17 protein-coding genes are annotated in these 20,031 nt (G+C 45.5%); all 17 read left to right on the forward strand.

Annotated features, from left to right (window positions below; translation table 11 throughout):
• The first annotated feature begins 72 nt into the window (after positions 1–72).
• Entirely contained in the window at positions 73–711 is a 639-nt protein-coding gene (locus tag AC58UU_RS34185; RefSeq protein ID WP_497321982.1) for a cell wall hydrolase, read from the forward strand.
• 170 nt (positions 712–881) lie between these two features.
• Entirely contained in the window at positions 882–1,037 is a 156-nt protein-coding gene (locus AC58UU_RS34190) for a hypothetical protein (protein ID WP_497321983.1), read from the forward strand.
• 38 nt (positions 1,038–1,075) lie between these two features.
• Positions 1,076–3,325, forward strand: coding sequence for a cache domain-containing protein (locus AC58UU_RS34195; protein WP_497321984.1), 2,250 nt, complete (start codon positions 1,076–1,078; stop codon positions 3,323–3,325).
• A 174-nt stretch (positions 3,326–3,499) separates the two neighbouring features.
• On the forward strand, positions 3,500–4,432 hold the full coding sequence (locus tag AC58UU_RS34200; protein ID WP_497322031.1) for an ABC transporter permease: 933 nt from the start codon (positions 3,500–3,502) through the stop codon (positions 4,430–4,432).
• A 7-nt stretch (positions 4,433–4,439) separates the two neighbouring features.
• The gene (locus AC58UU_RS34205; protein WP_497321985.1) at positions 4,440–5,300 is read left to right on the forward strand and encodes a carbohydrate ABC transporter permease; all 861 of its coding nucleotides are present in this window, start codon (positions 4,440–4,442) and stop codon (positions 5,298–5,300) included.
• A 38-nt stretch (positions 5,301–5,338) separates the two neighbouring features.
• The gene (locus tag AC58UU_RS34210) at positions 5,339–6,883 is read left to right on the forward strand and encodes a type 2 periplasmic-binding domain-containing protein (RefSeq protein ID WP_497321986.1); all 1,545 of its coding nucleotides are present in this window, start codon (positions 5,339–5,341) and stop codon (positions 6,881–6,883) included.
• Positions 6,884–6,967: 84 nt separating this feature from the next.
• Complete coding sequence (locus tag AC58UU_RS34215) at positions 6,968–8,425, forward strand: arylsulfatase (RefSeq protein WP_497321987.1); 1,458 nt, start codon at positions 6,968–6,970, stop codon at positions 8,423–8,425.
• 901 nt (positions 8,426–9,326) lie between these two features.
• The gene (locus AC58UU_RS34220; protein ID WP_497321988.1) at positions 9,327–10,508 is read left to right on the forward strand and encodes an MFS transporter; all 1,182 of its coding nucleotides are present in this window, start codon (positions 9,327–9,329) and stop codon (positions 10,506–10,508) included.
• The gene (locus tag AC58UU_RS34225) at positions 10,498–11,727 is read left to right on the forward strand and encodes an anhydro-N-acetylmuramic acid kinase (protein ID WP_497321989.1); all 1,230 of its coding nucleotides are present in this window, start codon (positions 10,498–10,500) and stop codon (positions 11,725–11,727) included. Before AC58UU_RS34220 ends, AC58UU_RS34225 begins: the two co-directional genes overlap by 11 nt.
• A gap of 18 nt (positions 11,728–11,745) precedes the next feature.
• Complete coding sequence (locus AC58UU_RS34230) at positions 11,746–13,311, forward strand: ABC transporter substrate-binding protein (protein ID WP_497321990.1); 1,566 nt, start codon at positions 11,746–11,748, stop codon at positions 13,309–13,311.
• Between the two features lie 56 nt (positions 13,312–13,367).
• Positions 13,368–14,309 (forward strand): ABC transporter permease, encoded by a 942-nt coding sequence (locus AC58UU_RS34235; RefSeq protein ID WP_497321991.1) that lies wholly within the window; start codon positions 13,368–13,370, stop codon positions 14,307–14,309.
• A gap of 15 nt (positions 14,310–14,324) precedes the next feature.
• On the forward strand, positions 14,325–15,158 hold the full coding sequence (locus AC58UU_RS34240) for an ABC transporter permease (protein ID WP_497321992.1): 834 nt from the start codon (positions 14,325–14,327) through the stop codon (positions 15,156–15,158).
• A 31-nt stretch (positions 15,159–15,189) separates the two neighbouring features.
• The gene (locus AC58UU_RS34245; RefSeq protein ID WP_497321993.1) at positions 15,190–16,302 is read left to right on the forward strand and encodes a serine hydrolase domain-containing protein; all 1,113 of its coding nucleotides are present in this window, start codon (positions 15,190–15,192) and stop codon (positions 16,300–16,302) included.
• A 16-nt stretch (positions 16,303–16,318) separates the two neighbouring features.
• Complete coding sequence (locus tag AC58UU_RS34250; protein ID WP_497321994.1) at positions 16,319–17,290, forward strand: ABC transporter ATP-binding protein; 972 nt, start codon at positions 16,319–16,321, stop codon at positions 17,288–17,290.
• The gene (locus AC58UU_RS34255) at positions 17,287–18,285 is read left to right on the forward strand and encodes an ABC transporter ATP-binding protein (protein ID WP_497321995.1); all 999 of its coding nucleotides are present in this window, start codon (positions 17,287–17,289) and stop codon (positions 18,283–18,285) included. The genes AC58UU_RS34250 and AC58UU_RS34255 overlap by 4 nt, the downstream gene beginning before the upstream one ends.
• Positions 18,239–19,111: a MurR/RpiR family transcriptional regulator gene (locus AC58UU_RS34260; RefSeq protein ID WP_497321996.1), complete on the forward strand. Its 873-nt coding sequence runs from the start codon at positions 18,239–18,241 to the stop codon at positions 19,109–19,111. Before AC58UU_RS34255 ends, AC58UU_RS34260 begins: the two co-directional genes overlap by 47 nt.
• 26 nt (positions 19,112–19,137) lie before the next feature.
• Positions 19,138–20,031, forward strand: coding sequence for an N-acetylmuramic acid 6-phosphate etherase (murQ, locus tag AC58UU_RS34265; RefSeq protein WP_497321997.1), 894 nt, complete (start codon positions 19,138–19,140; stop codon positions 20,029–20,031).

Here is a 20,031-nt window from a genome sequence, read left to right on the forward strand (position 1 = left end):
ACCCCTAAATTTGTAATGCTGCATGTCGTTGCCTATGCGGCGCGTAAAAGGAAGAGGAGGTTATCTTAAAACATGAAGAAGAAACTACAGGCTCTTATCTGCGTCTGTTCCCTTGGTGTAATGGGGATGGCCGCACCGGTCGGTGCGCAATCGTTAGGTCAGGGCACACAAAGTGACCAAGTACTGGATTTACAAGAACGATTAAACGCATTGGGTTACTTTAATACAGGAATTACCGGTTATTACGGTAACCAGACTAAGAATGCGGTAAAGAAATTTCAAGCCAGTTATGGCTTGTCAGTTGATGGTGAAGCCGATTCCCTAACTCTGTCTAAACTAAATAAAGCGATTTCACCCAAACAGTCGGTGCTGGATGAATTGGCGCGAATAATTCATTCCGAAGCCCGAGGGGAGTCCTTTATGGGACAAGTTGCCGTGGGAGCTGTCGTTCTTAATCGAGTTCAGTCCGAAAAATTTCCTGATTCCATCACTGAGGTTATCCATCAGCCAGGTCAATTTTCAGCCGTTGATGATGGCCAGTTTAACCTTAAACCAAATTTGTCAGCCTATAGCGCGGCAAAAGCCGCTTTGAATGGTTTGGATCCAACAACTGGGGCCCTTTATTTTTACAATCCTGATATTGCCCAGGCATCTTGGAGCAAAAAAAGAACCGCCAAGATTACCATTGGTAATCACGTATTTACCCTATAAGAGTTAGATACAAAGACAAAAGTCGCGTAAATCGCGGCTTTTTTTGTGAAAGATAATCTTAATTTTGTGAAAGGGATACTACAACGTACAGGTTGGAAGTGATGTGTATTTAAAGTTTGTGTCATTACACTGAATGAATGGCACGATGAAATGATGCTTTCCATGAAATCATGAAGCATAAGAAGGATTTAACCGGCTTATCGATAAGCCGGATGTACAGAAAGAGCAGCCGGTTATCAGGTTGCTCTTTCTGTACGTTCGTTGAAGTAAGTCGGTTAAGCGTTGAGATTGCTGCGTGCGACTTCCTTTTGAGCATGATATTATAGACAAAAGGTTTAGAAGCAAGTAGTAAGGAGGAAGTAGTTTGAAGTGGAAACCGAAGAAACTGTTTCGCAAAGCTGCCTTTCGCAAGCATCTCATTTTGTTCTTTGTTACGATACTCATTCCGGCAGTTCTATTCCTTTCCTTCAACTTATATAGGTCATCGAATCAGCTGACGAGTGAAATCGAGAACGCATCTGCTAATCGACTAGACCGGATCGGACGCCATATAGACAGTATGAGTGACAATATGAATCAACTTGCGACACAGCTTTCCTTGACACCTTCGATTTATGATCTGTTAAACCGTCCGTATGACCTTTCGGTTTACGACTATTCGATTATTAAAGAACAACTTCGAGGATGGACAACCTCCAATTCGATCTTTTATTCACTTGCACTGTATATTTACCAGAACGACAAGGTGCTGACGACAAATGAAGGGCTGTACAAAATAGCTGATTATTATGACAGCGCTTTTATTACGAGCCTAAGACAAGAATCGAAAGAACGGCACACCTCATGGACGGGCGTCCGTACGGTAAAAGGGATCTCAGGTACGCCAGATGTGGAGATGCTCACGTTTGCCCGATCAATTCCGGCTACGATGCAAACGCCGCTAGGGATGCTCGTCATTGACATTCAAAAGGATAGCTTTATGCAAACGTTGCTTAACCTGCCAACAGATGCAGCGGGGCCTACGTTGGTGCTTGATCCTCAGAACGGGCTCATCTCCCATTCGATCGAAGGGCTGGATGCCGAAGGACTGGCTCAGCATCTAGCGCTGGGGGAGCTGCGGACAGATGTCATGACGCTTGCTGGTGGTCGGTATTTTGTAACGGCACATAAAGGTCAGACTTATGGTTGGACCACGTTGCAGCTAACACCCTATAGTGTGTACAGCGATCAGATGAAGGTGGATGTGGGCCGTGCGCTGCTTATTTTGCTTCTGATTATGCTTGCGGGGTTAGGCGTTTCCTACTTGTTCGCCTCGATTCTTTATGATCCGTGGCGAAGGATGGCCGAGCAGCTGAGAGAATTCGTGATCCGGCCGTTCGATACAGGCAAGACGGATGATTTCCATATCGTGGACGATGCCATTGGTAACTTGATTTCAACCGTAAGGCAAAATGTGCCGATCATCCGGGATCATTTGGTACAGGAGCTGCTGCATCATCATCTGCCCAACGACAACGATGTCCTTGAACGATTCGCGCAGACAGGCCTTCGTTTCGAACATCCGAATTTCCTTGTCCTCCTCATAGCCGCAGAAACGCCTATCAGGGAAGATGAGCAGGGGAATAGTGTTTACTTATACAGCTTAGCAGAGGGTATTTTGACCTCCCACTTCTCAGTAGCAGGGACTATTTTGGACAGAAACATGTTTGGCTTCATCCTCAACTTGCCTTCGACGGAGCTTCAGGCTGAGGAACAAGAGCGTTTGGTGCAGTGCTACCGCCAAATGATGAGCGAGGCGCAAGAGCGTTGGTCTGTTTGGCTCCATGCTGTTGTCGGAGGTGTTCGATCGTTGGAAATGGTACATGAAGCCTATGAGCTGGCTCGCCGGGCTGTTACCTACAAAGCATTTTTAGTTAGCTCGGATATAGTGTATGCAGATGCAACTCGGGAAGAGTTGAAGTTCGACTATCCGGTGTCGTACCAGAAGCTGTTTCTGAACACGATTTTGGCGGGAGACCGACAAGCAGCTGAAGATTTGGTGTGGCAGCTATTCGAGAAATATATTCATCAGAATCGCTATTCGCTGCCTAAGCTGCAGCAGATGATTGTGATGCTAATGAGCCATACGTTGGGCTCGCTCGTCCAGGAAGGTTACGATATTGGGGAGCTTATGGATGAAGTAAGCTTGCTGAATTTACAGAAATACCGAAACAGCACCGAGCTGCAATCCTATATTCATGCCACCCTCGACTTAATGATGGATTACGTCCACGAAGTACGAAACGAGCGGAGTTTTCCGCCTTATATCCGAGAAGCTTTGATGTACATGGAACAGCATTATGAACGCAATATCGCCATATCTGATGTTGCTGAAGCTGTAGGAATCAGCAGCGGACATTTAGGGCGACTGTTCAAGGCGGAAACAGGCAAAGCCCCGTTGGAATATTTAACAGAATACCGTCTGGAGCAGGGCATGAGGCTGTTAGGGGATTCAAGTAAATCGCTGCAAAGCATTAGCGAGGCGATTGGTTATAACGACGTGCATACGTTCATCCGGTTTTTCAAAAAATACGAGGGTATTACCCCAGGCGAGTACCGTAAAAAGATGATGTAGCCTTTTGGATACCAATGTACACTTTTGAACATAGTCTGATATAAAGCGGAAATTCCCCATTCAGATCGTAGAGTGGGGATTTACTGTTTTTTTGGAAGCGGTTACGCTAAAGGTGCAATCACGTGATGTAACTACCATAACGACATATGAAAAGGAGGTTGGAATGTGAACGGAATGTCTTCGGTCCCTGCAACTAGTTCAAAGCCAGTAACCAAACTAGGGCGGCTTTGGAGAGAATGGAGCAAGCACAAATACTACTTTGTTCTTCTACTGCCGGGTCTTGCGTACTTCGCTTTATTTCATTATTGGCCGATGGCTGGCATTACAGTCGCGTTCAAAGATTTTCGCTTGCTGGAGGGGATCATGGGAAGCCCTTGGGTTGGCCTGAAATGGTTCCGCATCTTATTCGAGGCTCCGGATTTCTGGACCGCTATGAAGAACACGATCATTATCAGCTTCTATAAGCTCATTTTTAATTTTCCAGCTCCAATCCTTCTCGCCTTGTTGTTGAATGAAGTATATAATTCGACCTTCAAACGCTGGGTGCAGACGATCGTTTACTTCCCGCATTTCTTGTCATGGGTTATCTTAGGGGGTATCTTGTTTTCGTTATTCTCATCGGGCTCCGGCTTGACCAGCTTCTTGGGTATGAAGACATCACCGTTGATGGATCCTGGTTCGTTCCGTAGTTTTCTCGTACTCAGTGAGATGTGGAAGGAGATGGGGTGGGGGACGATTATTTATTTGGCCGCCATCTCGGGAATTAATCCAGAGTTGTACGAAGCAGCACGAATGGATGGAGCTAATCGCTTTCATTTGGTACGACATATCACGCTGCCTTCGATTACCAACACAATCGTCATTCTGCTTATCTTGCGTACCGGGCAGATCCTTCATGTTGGCTTCGAGCAAATTTTCATCTTATATAATCCGCTCGTCTTCGACGTGTCCGACGTTTTGGACACATATGTATATCGACTTGGCTTAACGATGGGAAGATATTCCTTCGCAACAGCCGCCGGGTTATTCCAATCTTTCGTAGGCTTACTGCTGCTGCTCGTCACCAATGGTGTGGCTAGACGTATGGGTGAGCGCGGAATATGGTGAGGTGCCTATGAGAAAACGATTTTCATCCAAACTTTTTGATGTTGGGAACAGCCTGTTCCTCCTGCTACTGAGCGCCATTACACTGTATCCATTATGGCACGAAATATCGCTATCTCTAAGCTCGAAGGCGGAGGCGCTACGAGGAGGCTTCTTCTTATGGCCACGTGGATTAACGATGCAGGCTTATACAAGTGTATTGTCCTCGGACTATATTTGGATCGCCTATGGAAATACCATTTTCATTACCGTCGTGGGTACGGTATTATCCTTATTCGTCACGTCGAGTATGGCATATCCGCTCGCCAAGCGAACGTTGCCATTGAAGAACGTGTGGTTGAGCTTGATCGTCTTTACAATGATATTCAGCGGCGGCATGATACCCGTATACTTGGTCGTGAAGCAGCTTGGTTTGCTAAATTCCTTGTGGGCGCTAATTCTTCCTAACTTGGTAACCGCTTTCAATGTTATTATTGTCATTAACTTTATTCGCGGGATTCCGGAAGAGGTTGAGGAGTCGGCTGTGATGGACGGCGCCAATCCGATCCGAATTTATCTCTACATCATCGTACCGTTATGCAAGCCTGTTTTGGCTACACTGGCGCTTTGGATTGCGGTAGGGCTGTGGAACAATTTCTTCCAGGCACTCATTTACTTGAACGACAAGTCGCTTACGACACTACCTTTGCTGATTAGGCAAATTATTTCAGGTCAGCAGCTTGCTGAGCAGACGGGGCAATTGGCGGACTCCTCTACGGAATCGGTTATTGCTGCTACGATTATTCTTTCTATTATTCCGATTTTAGCGATTTATCCGTTTCTGCAGCGATATTTTGTGAAGGGCGTTATGCTCGGCTCCGTCAAATCTTAAGGTAGATTAAATTTAGAAATGACTAGGGAGGTCTTGGTATGAAAAAGAAATGGAAAATGTCAGCAGCGTTAGCAGGTGCAGCGATTCTAGCTGTAACAACGGTTGGATGCGGAGATTCCGTGAAGAAAACGAAGGAAGATGCGAAGCAGTCGAGTGACGATAAACCGGTCACTTATAAGTTCCTGCGCAGTAGCGGAATTGCAGAATACCCAGCCGATGGCGGGGAAGCGAGAAAAGTACTGACAGAAGCCGCTGCCAAAGCCGGTGTGAAAGGCGTGGACTATGTGGCGCAGCAAGCTCCTGGGGACGATTATCAGACGAAGCTCAACTTACTGGCCTCCTCGAATGATCTTCCAGACTTTTTTGATATCGACTCTAAGACGTTGAGCAGGTTTGTAGAGCAGGGCCTGGTGCAACCGATCGACGAATATTTGAAAAAAGCACCGCACCTGATGAAGCTGATTCCTCAGTATTATTGGGATCAAGTGACATTTAACGGTAAAATATATGCCCTTCCTAACGGTATGAGATCCGAAATATTCAACAGCCCGAACGTAACGTCGGTTCTAGTGCGTGAAGATTGGCTGGATGCGGTCGGAATGAAGGCTCCTACGACGGTGAATGAGCTGCATGATGTTCTGCAAGCATTCGTTACGAAAGATCCAGATAAGAATGGGAAGAACGATACCCTAGGTTTAAGTGGGACCAAGCTATCGCGCTACAATTCGATCTTCGGGGCTTACGGCGTGATCCCACACTTCTGGACGGAGCGCGACGGTCAGATCAAGAAAGGCTTTACCCTGCCGGAAACGAAGCAAGCGCTCGCTTTGCTTCAGCAATGGTACAAGGAAGGTTTGATTGACCCCGACTTCCCAGTGATGGAAACAAAACAGCTGAACGAGAAGATTATCAATTCGAAGGTCGGTTTGTTCGAGAATGATGCCTACCTGGTAGACCCTAAAGCGAATCCGACTTCGGAGGCATTAAAAAAGACAACCCCAGCCTCTAAGCTTAGCCTCATTGCACCTCCCAAAGGGCCGGATGGCAAGTTGGGCAATCCAGAGACGAATGCGGTAGCTGCTGCTCCGCTGCGCGCCTTGTCTGTGAAAGCGCAAAATCCGGAGAAGCTGTTCCGCTTCCTGGATTGGCTGGTGGATGACAGCGAAGGCGGAGGTTTCAACCTAGGGCTGTACGGTGTTGAAGGAACGGATTATACGTATGACAAGGCGATGAACCTGATTAAGCAATCGACGAGTTATGCCGATCTATACAAGAAAGGCTACAACAACCCGATCCGGATGGCATTCGTTGTAGACAGACGTTGGACGACGCAGGAAGTTCGCAACGGTATCGAAACGGCATCGAAAAATATTATACCGAACGCGTTCTGGAAGACGGTTCCGGCTGAGTTGGATTACCCGGATCTCGAAACGAAGCTGTGGGCAGAATACTTCGTTAAGATTGTAACAGGTGTTTGGACCATCGATAAGTTTGACGAGTTCGTACAGAAGTACAATCAACAGGGTGGATCGCAAATTGAAAAGCAGGCCAACGATGAGTGGAAAAAATTGAAGAAGAAATAAGCGTAATAACTGAAGAGAATGAAGCTGGGGGATACAGTTCAATGGGTTTCCCCCAGCTTCATGCTTTAACGGGAGGCATATCGAATGAAACCGAATATATTGTTCATTACAGTGGATCAAATGCGGGGAGACTGCTTAAGCGCACTCGGTCATCCGATCGTACAGACGCCGAATCTAGACAAATTGTCGGAAGACGGTGTGTTGTTTCGGAACGCATATTCCGCAACGCCGACCTGCATTCCGGCGCGGGCGGCACTCTTAACGGGCATGAGCCAACGCTCACATGGACGAGTAGGATACGAGGAGCATGTCCCATGGACGTACGAGCACACCTTGCCCGGTGAATTGGCGAATGCTGGCTATCACACGCAATGTGTTGGCAAGATGCACGTATACCCGACCCGCAACTTATGCGGCTTCCACAACGTGGTGCTTCACGATGGCTACATGCACTACAACCGGGACAACAGTAGAACGTCACATGCGGAACATTTCAACGAATGCGATGATTATTTGAATTGGATACGGAATACGGAGCCGGGTACCTATGATCTGATGGACAACGGTCTCGATTGTAATGCATCAACGGTTGCGCTGCCATGGCATCTCCCAGAGCGGCTGCATCCGACGAATTGGGCGGTCACCCAATCGATCGATTTCCTACGAAGACGCGACCCTACTAAGCCGTTTTTCCTGTGGACGTCCTTCGTGCGTCCGCATCCGCCTTTCGATCCGCCTCAGGCCTACTTCGACATGTACCTCAATGAGGACATGCCGGAGCCGCCGGTAGGCGACTGGGTAGATTTGCAGAACGCCGAGAATGGATCGGACCATCCGACTACCGGCATAAGCAAGCTGACGAAGAAACGTCTGGATCGGGCCAAGGCGGCTTACTATGCTCTTATTACGCATCTGGACTTTCAGATCGGACGTCTGCTGAATGCACTCAGTGAGTACGGCGTGCTGCGCAATACGGTCGTGGTGTTCACCTCCGATCATGGAGAAATGCTGGGCGACCACCATTTCTTCCGCAAAGCGCTCGCCTACGAAGGGAGTGCGAAAGTGCCTTTAATTGTCGCCGATTATACAGGCCGACTGGGGTTGAACCGTGGTGCTGATGAGGAGCGGATAACCGAGCTGCGCGACATCATGCCTACGCTGTTGGATGCAGCCGGTGTGGCTGTGCCAGACTCGGTCGAAGGCGAGAGCTTGTTACCGCTATGCCGTGAAGGTGCGGTTGTTGCATGGCGCGAGTACGTGCACGGGGAGCATGCCTATGGGGCCTTGTCCCACCACTACGTGACAAACGGTCGGGAGAAATACATCTGGTATTCGCAATCTGGCGAAGAGCAGCTATTCGACCTTAGTTGCGACCCGGAGGAGCTGACCAATAAGGCGGGAGATCCAGCCTGGCAGCTGAGTTTACAAGGCTGGAGAGAGCGGCTGGTTCGGGAGTTGGTCGGACGTGAAGAAGGTTATGAACGCGATGGGGCGCTCGTCAGTGGTCAGAAACCGAGGGCCGTGCTCAGTCATCTAAAATAATAAAGGAGCGCCTTATTATGATGGGTTGTCGATAGCACAATTGACTATTTTCCCCGGCATGATCGATCCGTGCGGCTGTCAGGTCGGTTATTCCCATGATTGATTGTTATCGAATGCTGCAGAAAATTCCCTATGTAGAAAAAAACCTCATCATAGGATGGGGTTTTTACAAGTTATCAGAATGGTTTGAATGGAAAAAAAGGCCTTGTATCTAAAAGCAAAATAGCTAATAGATCAAACAGAACTAGTGGTATGATAAAAGGAAGAAACGAGACTTGCGCATGCTTTCCATTTCTCGTCGTTTTTAAATAGACCTTATTCCTGTCGACTTTTACAATGGTTCCTTTGTAAGTGCCATGTGCCGTTTTTATCAGAACATCTCGATTGAGGTACTTTTTACAAATCATATACTGATCAGATCGTTTCAAAATGAATACCTCCTTTCTAACTATACTAATCTAGTATATGATCGTCCAATAGAACAAGTGTGTGTGAAAACAGCTATTAATTAAATAAGCATGTAATTGTTTTTGATATTGACCTCTTCACGGGCATGGAAAACGGAAAATATCAATGATGACGCCACTTGGAATTCGAATCGTTATAAATAATCAGGTTGCCTAGTGCAGCCTTTTTTGCAAGTGGCAGTTAATAAGGGGAAAAGAGTTACCTAATCATCTTTTCACGATAGGGAATACAATTTTAAAGGCTAAGGTTACCCTTCACGGCAACAAAACAATTGTACTCAAGCAGTGACATTCTACTCGGACAGATCAGTCTAGGAAATTTGCCGGACTATTTTTTGAGTGATTAAATTACTTGTTCTATAAGTAATAATATTTTGTTCAAAACTATTGACAAGAAGAATAATATTACCTTAGACTAAGTCAAGTGGTTAAATATGGTACTTGCGAGGGGAGCGGTATACATTCATGGTTTTATCGTAATACTTGTTTTGTTTCTCACTGTTGGAGCTTTTGACTCAGTGAGGGGAATTCAGACGAATCATATAGGCGCTTTTTATTCTTTGGACCTGCCACAGATTGGTACATTGCTAGCTGCAACTCCGTTAGGTTATCTTTTTTCAGGTCCCATTGTGGGTTGGCTTGTCGACAAAATTGGTTCTAAACGATCTCTTCAAGCAGCTATTATCATTCTTTTCTTGGCCATATTCGGAATGGTGACCATTCCAAATTATTTGATGTTAATTGGTTTGTTTTTTGTAAGCGGTTTCTCCAAGGGGGCATTAGAAACTTCGCTCAATTATGTTACATCATCATGGTTTTCCCGGTTTCGAGCTCGTTTTCTTGGTTTTGTACATGCCGGGTACGGTCTTGGAGCGTTTCTTTTTCCAATGCTCACTGGCTTCCTATTCTTAGAGGGAGTAAAATGGCAAGGAATTTATTGGATATTCCTAATTATCTTAGTAACATCTTTGATCACGCTATCTTTACTTAAGGTTGATAGAACCGAACGTGTCCGAGTTGAAACTTCAAAGGTCAAAGAATTGCTGGAAAGTAAGCGATTTCAGGGCTTGGTGATTGCAACTCTCTTTTATGTGGGGGCTGAAGTAGGATTCTTGGGTTGGCTTCCTTATTTTCTTTCCAAAGTAAAAGGCGTAAGCGATACTACTGTTCCATATTACATAAGCGCCTTTTTTGTTTTGATGATGGCTGGACGATTGCTTGGTGGTTTTATTGCAGACCGCATTGGTTATGAGTTATCAATTATTCTCGGTGTCAGTTTGGGTGGCATATTGATGATTATCGCTCAACTGGGACCATCCGGCTGGGGATGGATGTTTTCTTTAATTGGTTTGTTTTTCTCACTTGTATTTCCAACTTTCGTTGCCATGGCTTCACGGGATTTTGACAAATTATCAGGTACGGTTATTGGTTATTTGACTTCGGCTGCGGGTATTGGTGCTACGGTTACATTGTGGTTTATGGGGATTTTGGGCAAGTGGTATGGCTTTCAATTTGCTTTTATTATGCCTGCTGCTTTTACGGCAGTTCTCATCTTCATTATGGGTTGGCTTTATTCTAATAATCGTAAAACAAGGGGGATAAGTCTTGGAAACTAGTAGTTTTACTATGTGGGAAGCCTATCGAAAAAAGAAGCAGCACACTATCATCGGTATCATGTCCGGTACTTCCTTGGATGGTGTTGATGCCGCAATGGTTCAAATTGACACGACCCCGACAGGTGAGATTGAAAAAGTAGAGCTTAAGGGATTTGAATATATTCCTTATTCAACTGAATTAAAGGAAAAGTTGATTTCACTCTGTTCGGTTGAGCAAGCTAAATTGGACGAATTGGTAATCGCCAATTATGGAATATCCGAATGGTACATTTCAGCCGTGGAACGACTACTGCAAACAACAGAGCTTGATAGTTCAGCCGTGGACGCCATCAGCATGCACGGTCAAACCGTATGGCATGCTCCCGATGAAGTTCAGTTTCCTGGGCCGGATGGTGTCAGACTGGTAAAAGCCACTTTGCAGATCGGTGAAACAGCCCTGGTTCGCGAAAGAACGGGCATACCCGTTATCGGAAATCTTAGAGCCCGTGATATGGCGGCTGGTGGTGAAGGTGCTCCACTGGCACCATACCTGGATCTGATCGCTTTCCGAAGTCCAAATGTGGGCCGCATCGTGCAGAACATCGGTGGAATTGGAAACGTAACCATAATTCCTGCTGGAGCAACAACTGAGGATTGTTATGCATTCGATACAGGTCCTGGGAACATGGTCATGGATACACTTGTAAGGGAACAAAGCGGTGGAGACATGCAGTATGATCAGGGAGGCGATATCGCTGCAAAAGGGCGCGTTGACTATGACTTGGTGGAATCCTTCTACAAGAATGATTCTTACTATGAGAGGGTTCCGCCTAAGAGCACCGGTCGCGAAGTGTATGGATCCGCATTCGCCGAACGATTCCGAAAAGAGGGAATGGAACGTGGATTATCGTTCGAAGATATGGTGGCATCGGCAACTGCATTGACGGCATTGACTATCGTCCGATCCTATAAGAATTTCGTTTTTCCAATCCATGAAATCGGGGATGTCATAGTGGCCGGTGGTGGAACGCATAACAAAACGCTGTTATCCATGATCCGGGAAGCCCTGCCGGATACCTGTAACCTTCATACAAGTCAGGAATTCGGTATTCCGGATGATGCCAGGGAAGCAATTGCATTTGCCGTAATGGGCCATCAGTCTTTAATGGGCAGGACAAGCAATCTGCCAGCTGTCACCGGAGCCAAACACGCAGTTATTCTTGGTCATATCACTTTATAAAATTTAGGGGGAATTCAAGTGAAAACCAAACGTATTATTGCAGCCTGTATCCTGAGCATCGGCCTTATTCTGACAGGATGCTCGAAAGAAACAAAACCTCAAGCAAATGGATCAACGCCTGCGGCCTCATCCTCAGCGGCACCGGCTAAATCCAATCAACCCACCGAGCTAAATATTGCTATGGATCAAGACCCTGTTGGATTTGATCCGCACAAAGTACCAGCTGCCTCCAGCTTAAGAATATACAGTCTCGTCTATGATACTTTAACTCGTTTGGATGCGGATATGAAGATTATACCGAGTTTGGCATCGAAGTGGACGATATCACCGGATGGAAAGACGGTCACATTCGAATTGCAAAAGGGCGTTAAATTCCATAATGGTCGAGAAATGACTTCCGCCGACGTGAAATTCAGTTTCGACCGGATTCTCGATGCGAATACCGGGGCGTTGGCTAAATCATATTTCACAAGTATAGAATCTATCGAAACACCGGACCCGAATCAAATTGTGTTCAAGCTGAAAAATGTTGATTCAGCCCTGCTTGCTAATGTTGCCAGCATTTACACGGCTATCGTGCCGAAAGAAGTGACAGACCTCAATAAAGAAATGGTCGGTACTGGACCATTTAAGATGGGTGCCGTTGAATCAGGACAATCCGTGACCTTGACCAAAAATTCGAACTATTTTGTAAAAGATATGCCGAAGGTGGATTCTATCAAATTCCGAATCATGAAGGATGAAGCCGAAAGAATGGCAGCGGTCCGGACGGGGAAAGTGGATTTGACTACCGTGTCAGCGGATTCGGCCAAACTTTTGGAAAGCACCAAGGGAGTCTCCATACAAAGTTATCAGACAATGGAATACGGATACCTTGGGATTAACGTGAAGAAAAAACCTTTTGATGATGTGCGCGTTCGCCAGGCAATTAGTTATGCGGTGGATCGCAGCGAAATTGTTAAAACAGTATGGAAAGACCAGGGACAGGTGACGGGACCCATTTCTCCGGCGCAAAAGACATATGCGCTAAGCTCTGGAGATTTACCGAAAAAAGATCTGGAAAAGGCGAAGCAGCTCTTGAAAGAAGCGGGATATGAGAAGGGATTTGACACCGTAATTCAATCTGCCTCAACTTACCCGGATTATATAGAGTCGGCACAGGTCATCCAGCAACAGCTGAAAGCGATCGGCATTAATGCGAAGATCGAACAATTAGAGTGGGCGAAATATATTGAAACCTGGAAATCCAAGGATGCAACGCTGCTTGTGGGCCGTAATACAGCTGGTACAGATCCTGATCGTTCCCTACGTTTCTTCTTCTCGACTACCGGCGGTGCCAACGTTTGGAATTATTCGAATAAAGATTTCGATGCATTAGTGCAAAAAGCCTTGGAAACGAATGATGTTGAACAGCGTAAGCAGCTTTATACAGATGCACAAAAAATAGTTCTAAACGAAGCTCCTAACTTGTTTCTCGCTTCGCCAAAGTATTTCTATGCAATAAGCGAACGGGTGGACGGATTCGTGCCAAATGCGGCAAGTGAGGCATTCGCCATCCTGAAAACAGCAATTAAAAGTAAATAAATAATACCGGGGAAGGCGGTACGGATACTGCCTTCCTAAATTCCGGGGGTGCGAACTTGGGCAACTATATCTTCAAAAGGCTCGCCGGATTGGTGCCGATTTTATTCGGAATTTCCGTTCTGGTGTTTTTGATTCTCCATCTTGTGCCGGGAGATCCTGTATTGATCATGCTTGGAACGAACGCAACCGATGAGTCGGTTCGGGTGCTAAAGGAACAGCTTGGATTGGACCATCCGCTTGTCACGCAGTACCTGCATTGGATTTTCCTAGTCTTGCAGGGTGATTTTGGACATTCCGTACACACGGGGAATGCCATTTTGCCGGAAATCATTAAACGCTTCGGGATTACACTGCAACTCACGTTATTGGCTTCACTTATCGGATGGATTGTGGCCATTCCGATCGGAATGTTGTCAGCTCTAAAGTCAGGGTCTGTTACCGACATCACGGGACGGATTATAGCTCTGCTTGGGATTTCCGTTCCTAATTTTGCCGTGGGAACACTGCTGCTGCTTGTCTTTTCCTTATATATCGGCTGGTTTCCACCTATGGATTTCGTAAATCTGTGGGAGGATCCGTTGGAATCCATTAAAAAATTAATTTTACCTGCAATTACAATGGGTATTGTCATGGCGGCGGGTGTTATGCGCATGACTCGCTCTACATTTCTTGAAACACTGGATAAAGATTTCATTCGAACGGCAAGAGCGAAAGGGACCCCCGAGTGGAAAATCCTGTTCGGGCACGCCTTTCGAAATTCTGCCATCCCGATAGTTACAATTGCCGGCATGCAATTTGGATATTTGCTTGGCGGCTCGGTCGTGATTGAACAGCTTTTTTCTATTCCTGGCTTGGGACAGTATATCTTAGACGGCATTCACCAAAGGGATTACCCAGTCGTCCAAGGCGGTGTTTTATTCATCGCTGTGATTTTCGTGCTGATCAATTTAACGGTGGATCTTGTATATTCAATTATTGACCCCAGGATCAAGTATTAAAAAAGGGGACCAACGATGCTGACACTCAGAAAAAGATTTTGGAAAAACAAAACAGCCGTCATAAGCGGTTTGGTACTTATTTTAATATGTGTCTGTGCTGTGTTGGCACCTTTTTTGGCGCCAAAAGATCCGACGCAAATGGACAACGCATTCAGGTTAAAAGGAAGCAGCGCTGACTATCTTCTCGGTACGGATCAATTCGGCAGGGATTTACTTAGCAGAGTTATTTATGGTGCAAAAATCTCACTCACTGTAGGGATTTGTTCTGTCGCAATTAGTGCATTTTTTGGAGTTGTATTTGGATTATTGGCTGGATATTTCGGACGGTGGGTCGATTCCATCATTATGAGAACAATGGATGTTTTATTTGCATTCCCAGAGATTTTACTCGCATTGGCAATTGTCGCAGCTCTTGGACCCGGTATTTCCAAAACGATCCTTGCTATAGGCATTGTCAACATACCCGTGTTTACACGGACAATCCGCGGAGCTGTTTTATCTGTGAAAGGTTTGGAGTACGTGGAGAGCGCAAGAGCGATTGGTCAAAAAACATCACGAATCCTTTTGTTTGAAATCTTTCCGAACATTCAGGCGCCGCTTCTCGTACAATCCTCCATCGCCATTTCCGGAGCGATTCTCACGGAATCCATGCTTAGTTTCTTGGGCTTAGGCGTGCAGCCTCCCAATCCATCATGGGGTGGAATGATTGCAGAGTCCAGAAGATACATGGAACTAGCCCCAAGCATGATCGTTTGGCCGTGCGTGGCTATGACGGTGACCATTCTGGCTTTTAATCTTTTCGGGGATGCCCTGCGGGATTTACTGGATCCAAGACAACGCTCCCGATAAACCGCACTACAAACCAGACGGGGTGAAACGGATGGATATTCATGATCAGCTCTACAGATGTTTAGAACACAGCTTGGATTTGGGTGTCGCCAATGGAATTTTTCCAAGTGCTGTCGCTGGAATTCGCATCGGGGATCAAGAACCCATGATTTTTGCAAGAAATCAAGCGCAGAACGCCGTTTTCGACTTGGCTTCATTGACCAAAGTTACAGCAACCTTACCAGCAGTTTTACTTGCGGTTCAATCAGGCAAGGCAAAACTCAGTGACCCGGTAATCAAATGGATTCCAGAGTTTTCAAGTTCCCTTGATCAACGAAGAAAACAAGTTACTTTATTGCATTTATTGACCCACACATCAGGACTGCCGGGGTGGAGACCCTATTTTATTCGTTTAAAAGGTAAACAGGAGTATTTGTCTGCGATTTGTCATGAGCCGTTAGCCTATTCACCGGATTCTGGGATGATCTACAGCGATTTAGGCTTTATGCTTCTTGGTTTTATTCTGGAAATAATCTGGGAAATGGATCTACAGCAAATTGTTTCTTCACTTATTTTAAATGAGCTCGGTTTACATCGAACTTGTTACTTGCCTGATAACGAAAACTGGCAGATCGTTCCGACCGAGAAGGGAAATCAATTCGAAAAAGATATGGCTCTCAGCTATACAGAGGACTACGCAAACGAAAAATTGCCCGGAGGAGCATTTGGACTATCTACAGCAGATGTCGTAAAATTCCAATGGCGTGATGGATTGATTAGAGGAAGTGTACATGATTGCAATGCGCACTATGGACTTGGCGGTGTCAGTGGACATGCAGGTTTGTTTTCGGATATTAAGGATATGTTCAGGTATATGGAGATTTGGGCAAATGGGTCTGTGGAATTTATATCGGCTCAATTGAAAAACGAGGCGAAGCAGGCTCTTGCCGTGTCGTCCGGTTTGCCGAGAGGAATCGGTTGGGAAATCTATTCAGCAGACATATTTGGCCATACAGGCTTCACTGGGACATCCGTATGGCATAACGCTTCAAATCAGGTCACTTGTCTCATTTTGACTAATCGGGTTCATCCTGATGTTAAAACAGGTATTCAGGAATGGCGGCATCAAACTAGGGATCAGTTAACATCTTTACACATTTCATAATATAAGGGGTATGTTCATGAAATCGTTATTGGACATCCGTAATTTAAACATAAAATTTGGCGGAAACCAGGAAAAGGTTAATGTCGTTTATGACATCAGTCTTCAAGTGAATCCAGGGGAAGTTGTTGGAATTGTCGGCGAGTCGGGATGCGGCAAAAGCGTCACAAGTATGTCAATTTTGCGGTTACTAGGTAGGAATGCGGAAGTGCAGGGCGAAATCAACTTTAATGGAAAAAACATCCTGAACATTCCTGAGAAGGAAATGCGGAAACTCCGTGGAAATGGTATTTCTATCATTTTTCAGGAGCCCATGACATCACTTAATCCGTTGCATACCATCGGAAAGCAAATCGCAGAACCTTTGGTTAGACATAAAAACATGTCAAAGTCGGAGATTAAGCAGCGGGTCCTTACACTTTTAAACGAAGTGGGATTGCCCAGAGCGGAAGAGATTTATGATGAATATCCACATCAATTATCTGGCGGTATGCGGCAGCGTGTAATGATCGCTATGGCTATTGCCTGTGATCCAGCTTTGGTTATCGCTGACGAGCCCACGACTGCTCTGGACGTCACCATTCAAGCGCAGATTCTGGAGTTGATGAAGACGATCTGTCGCGAACGTAAAACCTCCATTTTATTTATAACCCACGATCTTGGCGTTGTAGCCGAAATGTGTGATCGAGTCGTAGTGATGTATGCCGGTCAAATTGTTGAGCACTCTGGGGTTGAGGTTTTGTTCGATAATCCAAAACATCCTTATACGGTTGGACTTTTAAATTCCATACCGGATATGGCAGGAGAGCAGGAACGATTGCTTCCCATCAAAGGAAATGTTCCATCCATTCGTGATATGCCAAATGGATGCAGGTTTGCGCCCCGCTGCGATCATGTCATGGACATTTGTAATCAGATGCCCCCTTTATTTGCTGACGAAGCGCATGAATGCAGATGTTGGTTGTATGCGAATAAGGAGGGACATGGATGAAGGCTTTACTGGAAGTAAGAGGTCTGAAAAAGCATTTTCCAGTCGGAAAGGGTTTTGCTAAAAAAGAATACGTTAAAGCGGTGGATGGTGTTGATCTTACGGTATACGAAGGGGAAACGCTCAGCATTGTCGGGGAGTCCGGCTGCGGAAAATCTACGACTGGTCGCTGCCTACTCCGCTTGATAGACCCGACATCGGGACAAATTATTTTTCAAGGCCATGATCTTATGAAGCTTTCTCCGAAAGACATGCGACGTCAAAGAAGAGAAATGCAGCTTATATTTCAGGATCCATTCGCTTCACTCAATCCGAGAAAAACCGTTCGACAAATTTTAATGGACCCGCTAATTGCCCACAACATCGGCACTGCGTTGGAAAGAAGGGCAAAGGTCGAATGGATGATAGAAAAAGTGGGTCTATCGCCTGATTATTTAGATCGTTATCCGCACGAGTTTTCCGGGGGCCAACGGCAGAGAATAGGTATTGCCCGTGCGCTCATACTTCAGCCGAAGTTAATAGTCGCCGATGAACCTGTATCGGCTTTGGACGTCTCGATCCAGGCACAGATTCTTAACTTACTGCATGATCTTCAACAAGAATTTAAATTAACCTATATTTTTATCTCGCATGACTTAAGTGTTGTGAAACATATCTCGGATCGAGTTGCCGTCATGTACCTAGGAAAGATTGTTGAGATCGCTGACAAATCTAAGCTTTACCAGTCTCCACAACATCCCTATACCAAAGCACTGCTATCATCGGTCCCTGTTCCGGATCCCACAGCAAAAAAAAATAGAATATTGTTACAGGGAGATTTGCCTAGTCCATCTAACCCACCATCAGGATGTTCGTTTCATCCTCGTTGCCCATATGCTGTTGATTCCTGCAAAAGCGTTGCTCCAATACTTGAAGAAAAGGCGCAACACCATTACATTTCATGTCATTTAGTTGAAAGAAGGGATTATGATGTTGAACGGAGGAATCCTGAGTATTAAAGCTATTCTGGCACAGCTTCATCCTTCAGAACGGAAAGCAGCTGAATTTATTTTGGAACATCCACGTGATGTGGTGCAATACTCCATACAAAAGTTGGCAGAACTCAGCGATGTTTCAGTAGCTACGGTTATGCGGCTTTGTCAGAAGCTAAACATGAAGGGATATCAGGAATTAAAGCTTCGTATTGCAGGCGATCTTTCTTCCCATCAGAGTTTTTCTGGAGGTTACGAAGAAATCAGGATGGGGGAATCGGTTGAGAACATTGTTCAAGCTGTCAGCAACAACAATAAACAATCCATCGACGATACTGTTGCCGTTTTATCCATTGAAGATGTAAGCAAAGTTGTCGATTCGCTCTCCAAGGCGCGAAGGATCAACATTATGGGAGTGGGCGCTTCTCATCTCATTGCCTTAGATTTAAAGCACAAGTTAATACGGATCGGGCGCTGGTGCGAGGCTTACCCGGATTTTCACGACCAGTTAACATCAGCAGTAACGATGGGACCGGAGGATGTTGCAATTGGGATCTCCTACTCAGGAAAGACAATAGAAGTTATTGAGTCCTTGAACGAAGCAAAAAAACAGGGTGCCTTAACTATAACCTTGACCAAATACGGAAAGTCACCCGTGTCGGAACTAGCGGATATTCGTTTGTTTACAAATTCGGTGGAACAAAATATCCGAAGCGGAGCGACGGCATCACGTATAGCTCAATTGAACGTTATTGATATCTTGTTTACCTGTTATGCAAGCCGCCAAAATGAGCAAGTAATCCCGATTCTCGAAAAATCGAGAATCGCAATTAATCGATTGAGAAGGAATTAAGAGATACCGATGGGAGTTGTGAGTTCATGTCATTAAAGAAATTGGAAACTGAACAAAGAAATGAACAAACCCCAATGCTTGATCACCTCTCCTCTGGTGAAGTCGTTCGATTGATGAACAAAGAGGATAAAACTGTAGCATATGCGGTGGAACAGGAACTTGAATCTATTACAAAGGCTGTTGATTGCATTGTGAAGGCCATGGAAAACGGTGGGCGCCTTTTTTACTATGGAGCAGGCACTAGCGGCCGACTGGGTATTTTAGATGCCTCCGAATGTCCTCCAACCTTCGGTACTTCCCATGACCTTGTACAAGGAATTATCGCCGGCGGCGATCAAGCCATCGTCAATGCGATTGAAGGGGCAGAGGACGATGAAGAACAAGGGGCTCGAGATGTTATTCGAAGCCAAGTGTGTTCCGAAGATGTCGTTGTGGGCATTGCTGCGAGTGGCAGAACTCCGTATGTAATTGGCGCACTAATTGAAGCGAAAAAACGTGGAGCATCTACAATTTCACTGTCATGTAATTCAGCTGCAGAAATAAATCGAAATGCCGACATTTCAATAAATGTTGTGGTAGGCCCTGAGATTCTTACAGGTTCTACAAGGTTGAAGGCGGGGACCGCACAGAAAATGGTTTTAAATATGCTTACAACAGCATCCATGATCCGATTAGGTAAGGTATATAAAAATTATATGGTGAATGTGAAAGCAAGCAATTATAAACTGCGGGAAAGAGTAAAAGGAATAATCATGGAGATTACTCAAGTAAACTATGAGGATGCAGAAAGACTGGTGGAACAATCGGAAGGTGATGCAAAGGTTGCCATCATCATGAAATTGAAAGGACTAACTCCCAAGAAGGCCCTCGAAGAGTTGGAAAAAGCTGAAGGGAGAATTAGAGACGTTATAGAAAATTAG

This window comes from Paenibacillus sp. JT22N1, from assembly GCF_059692155.1.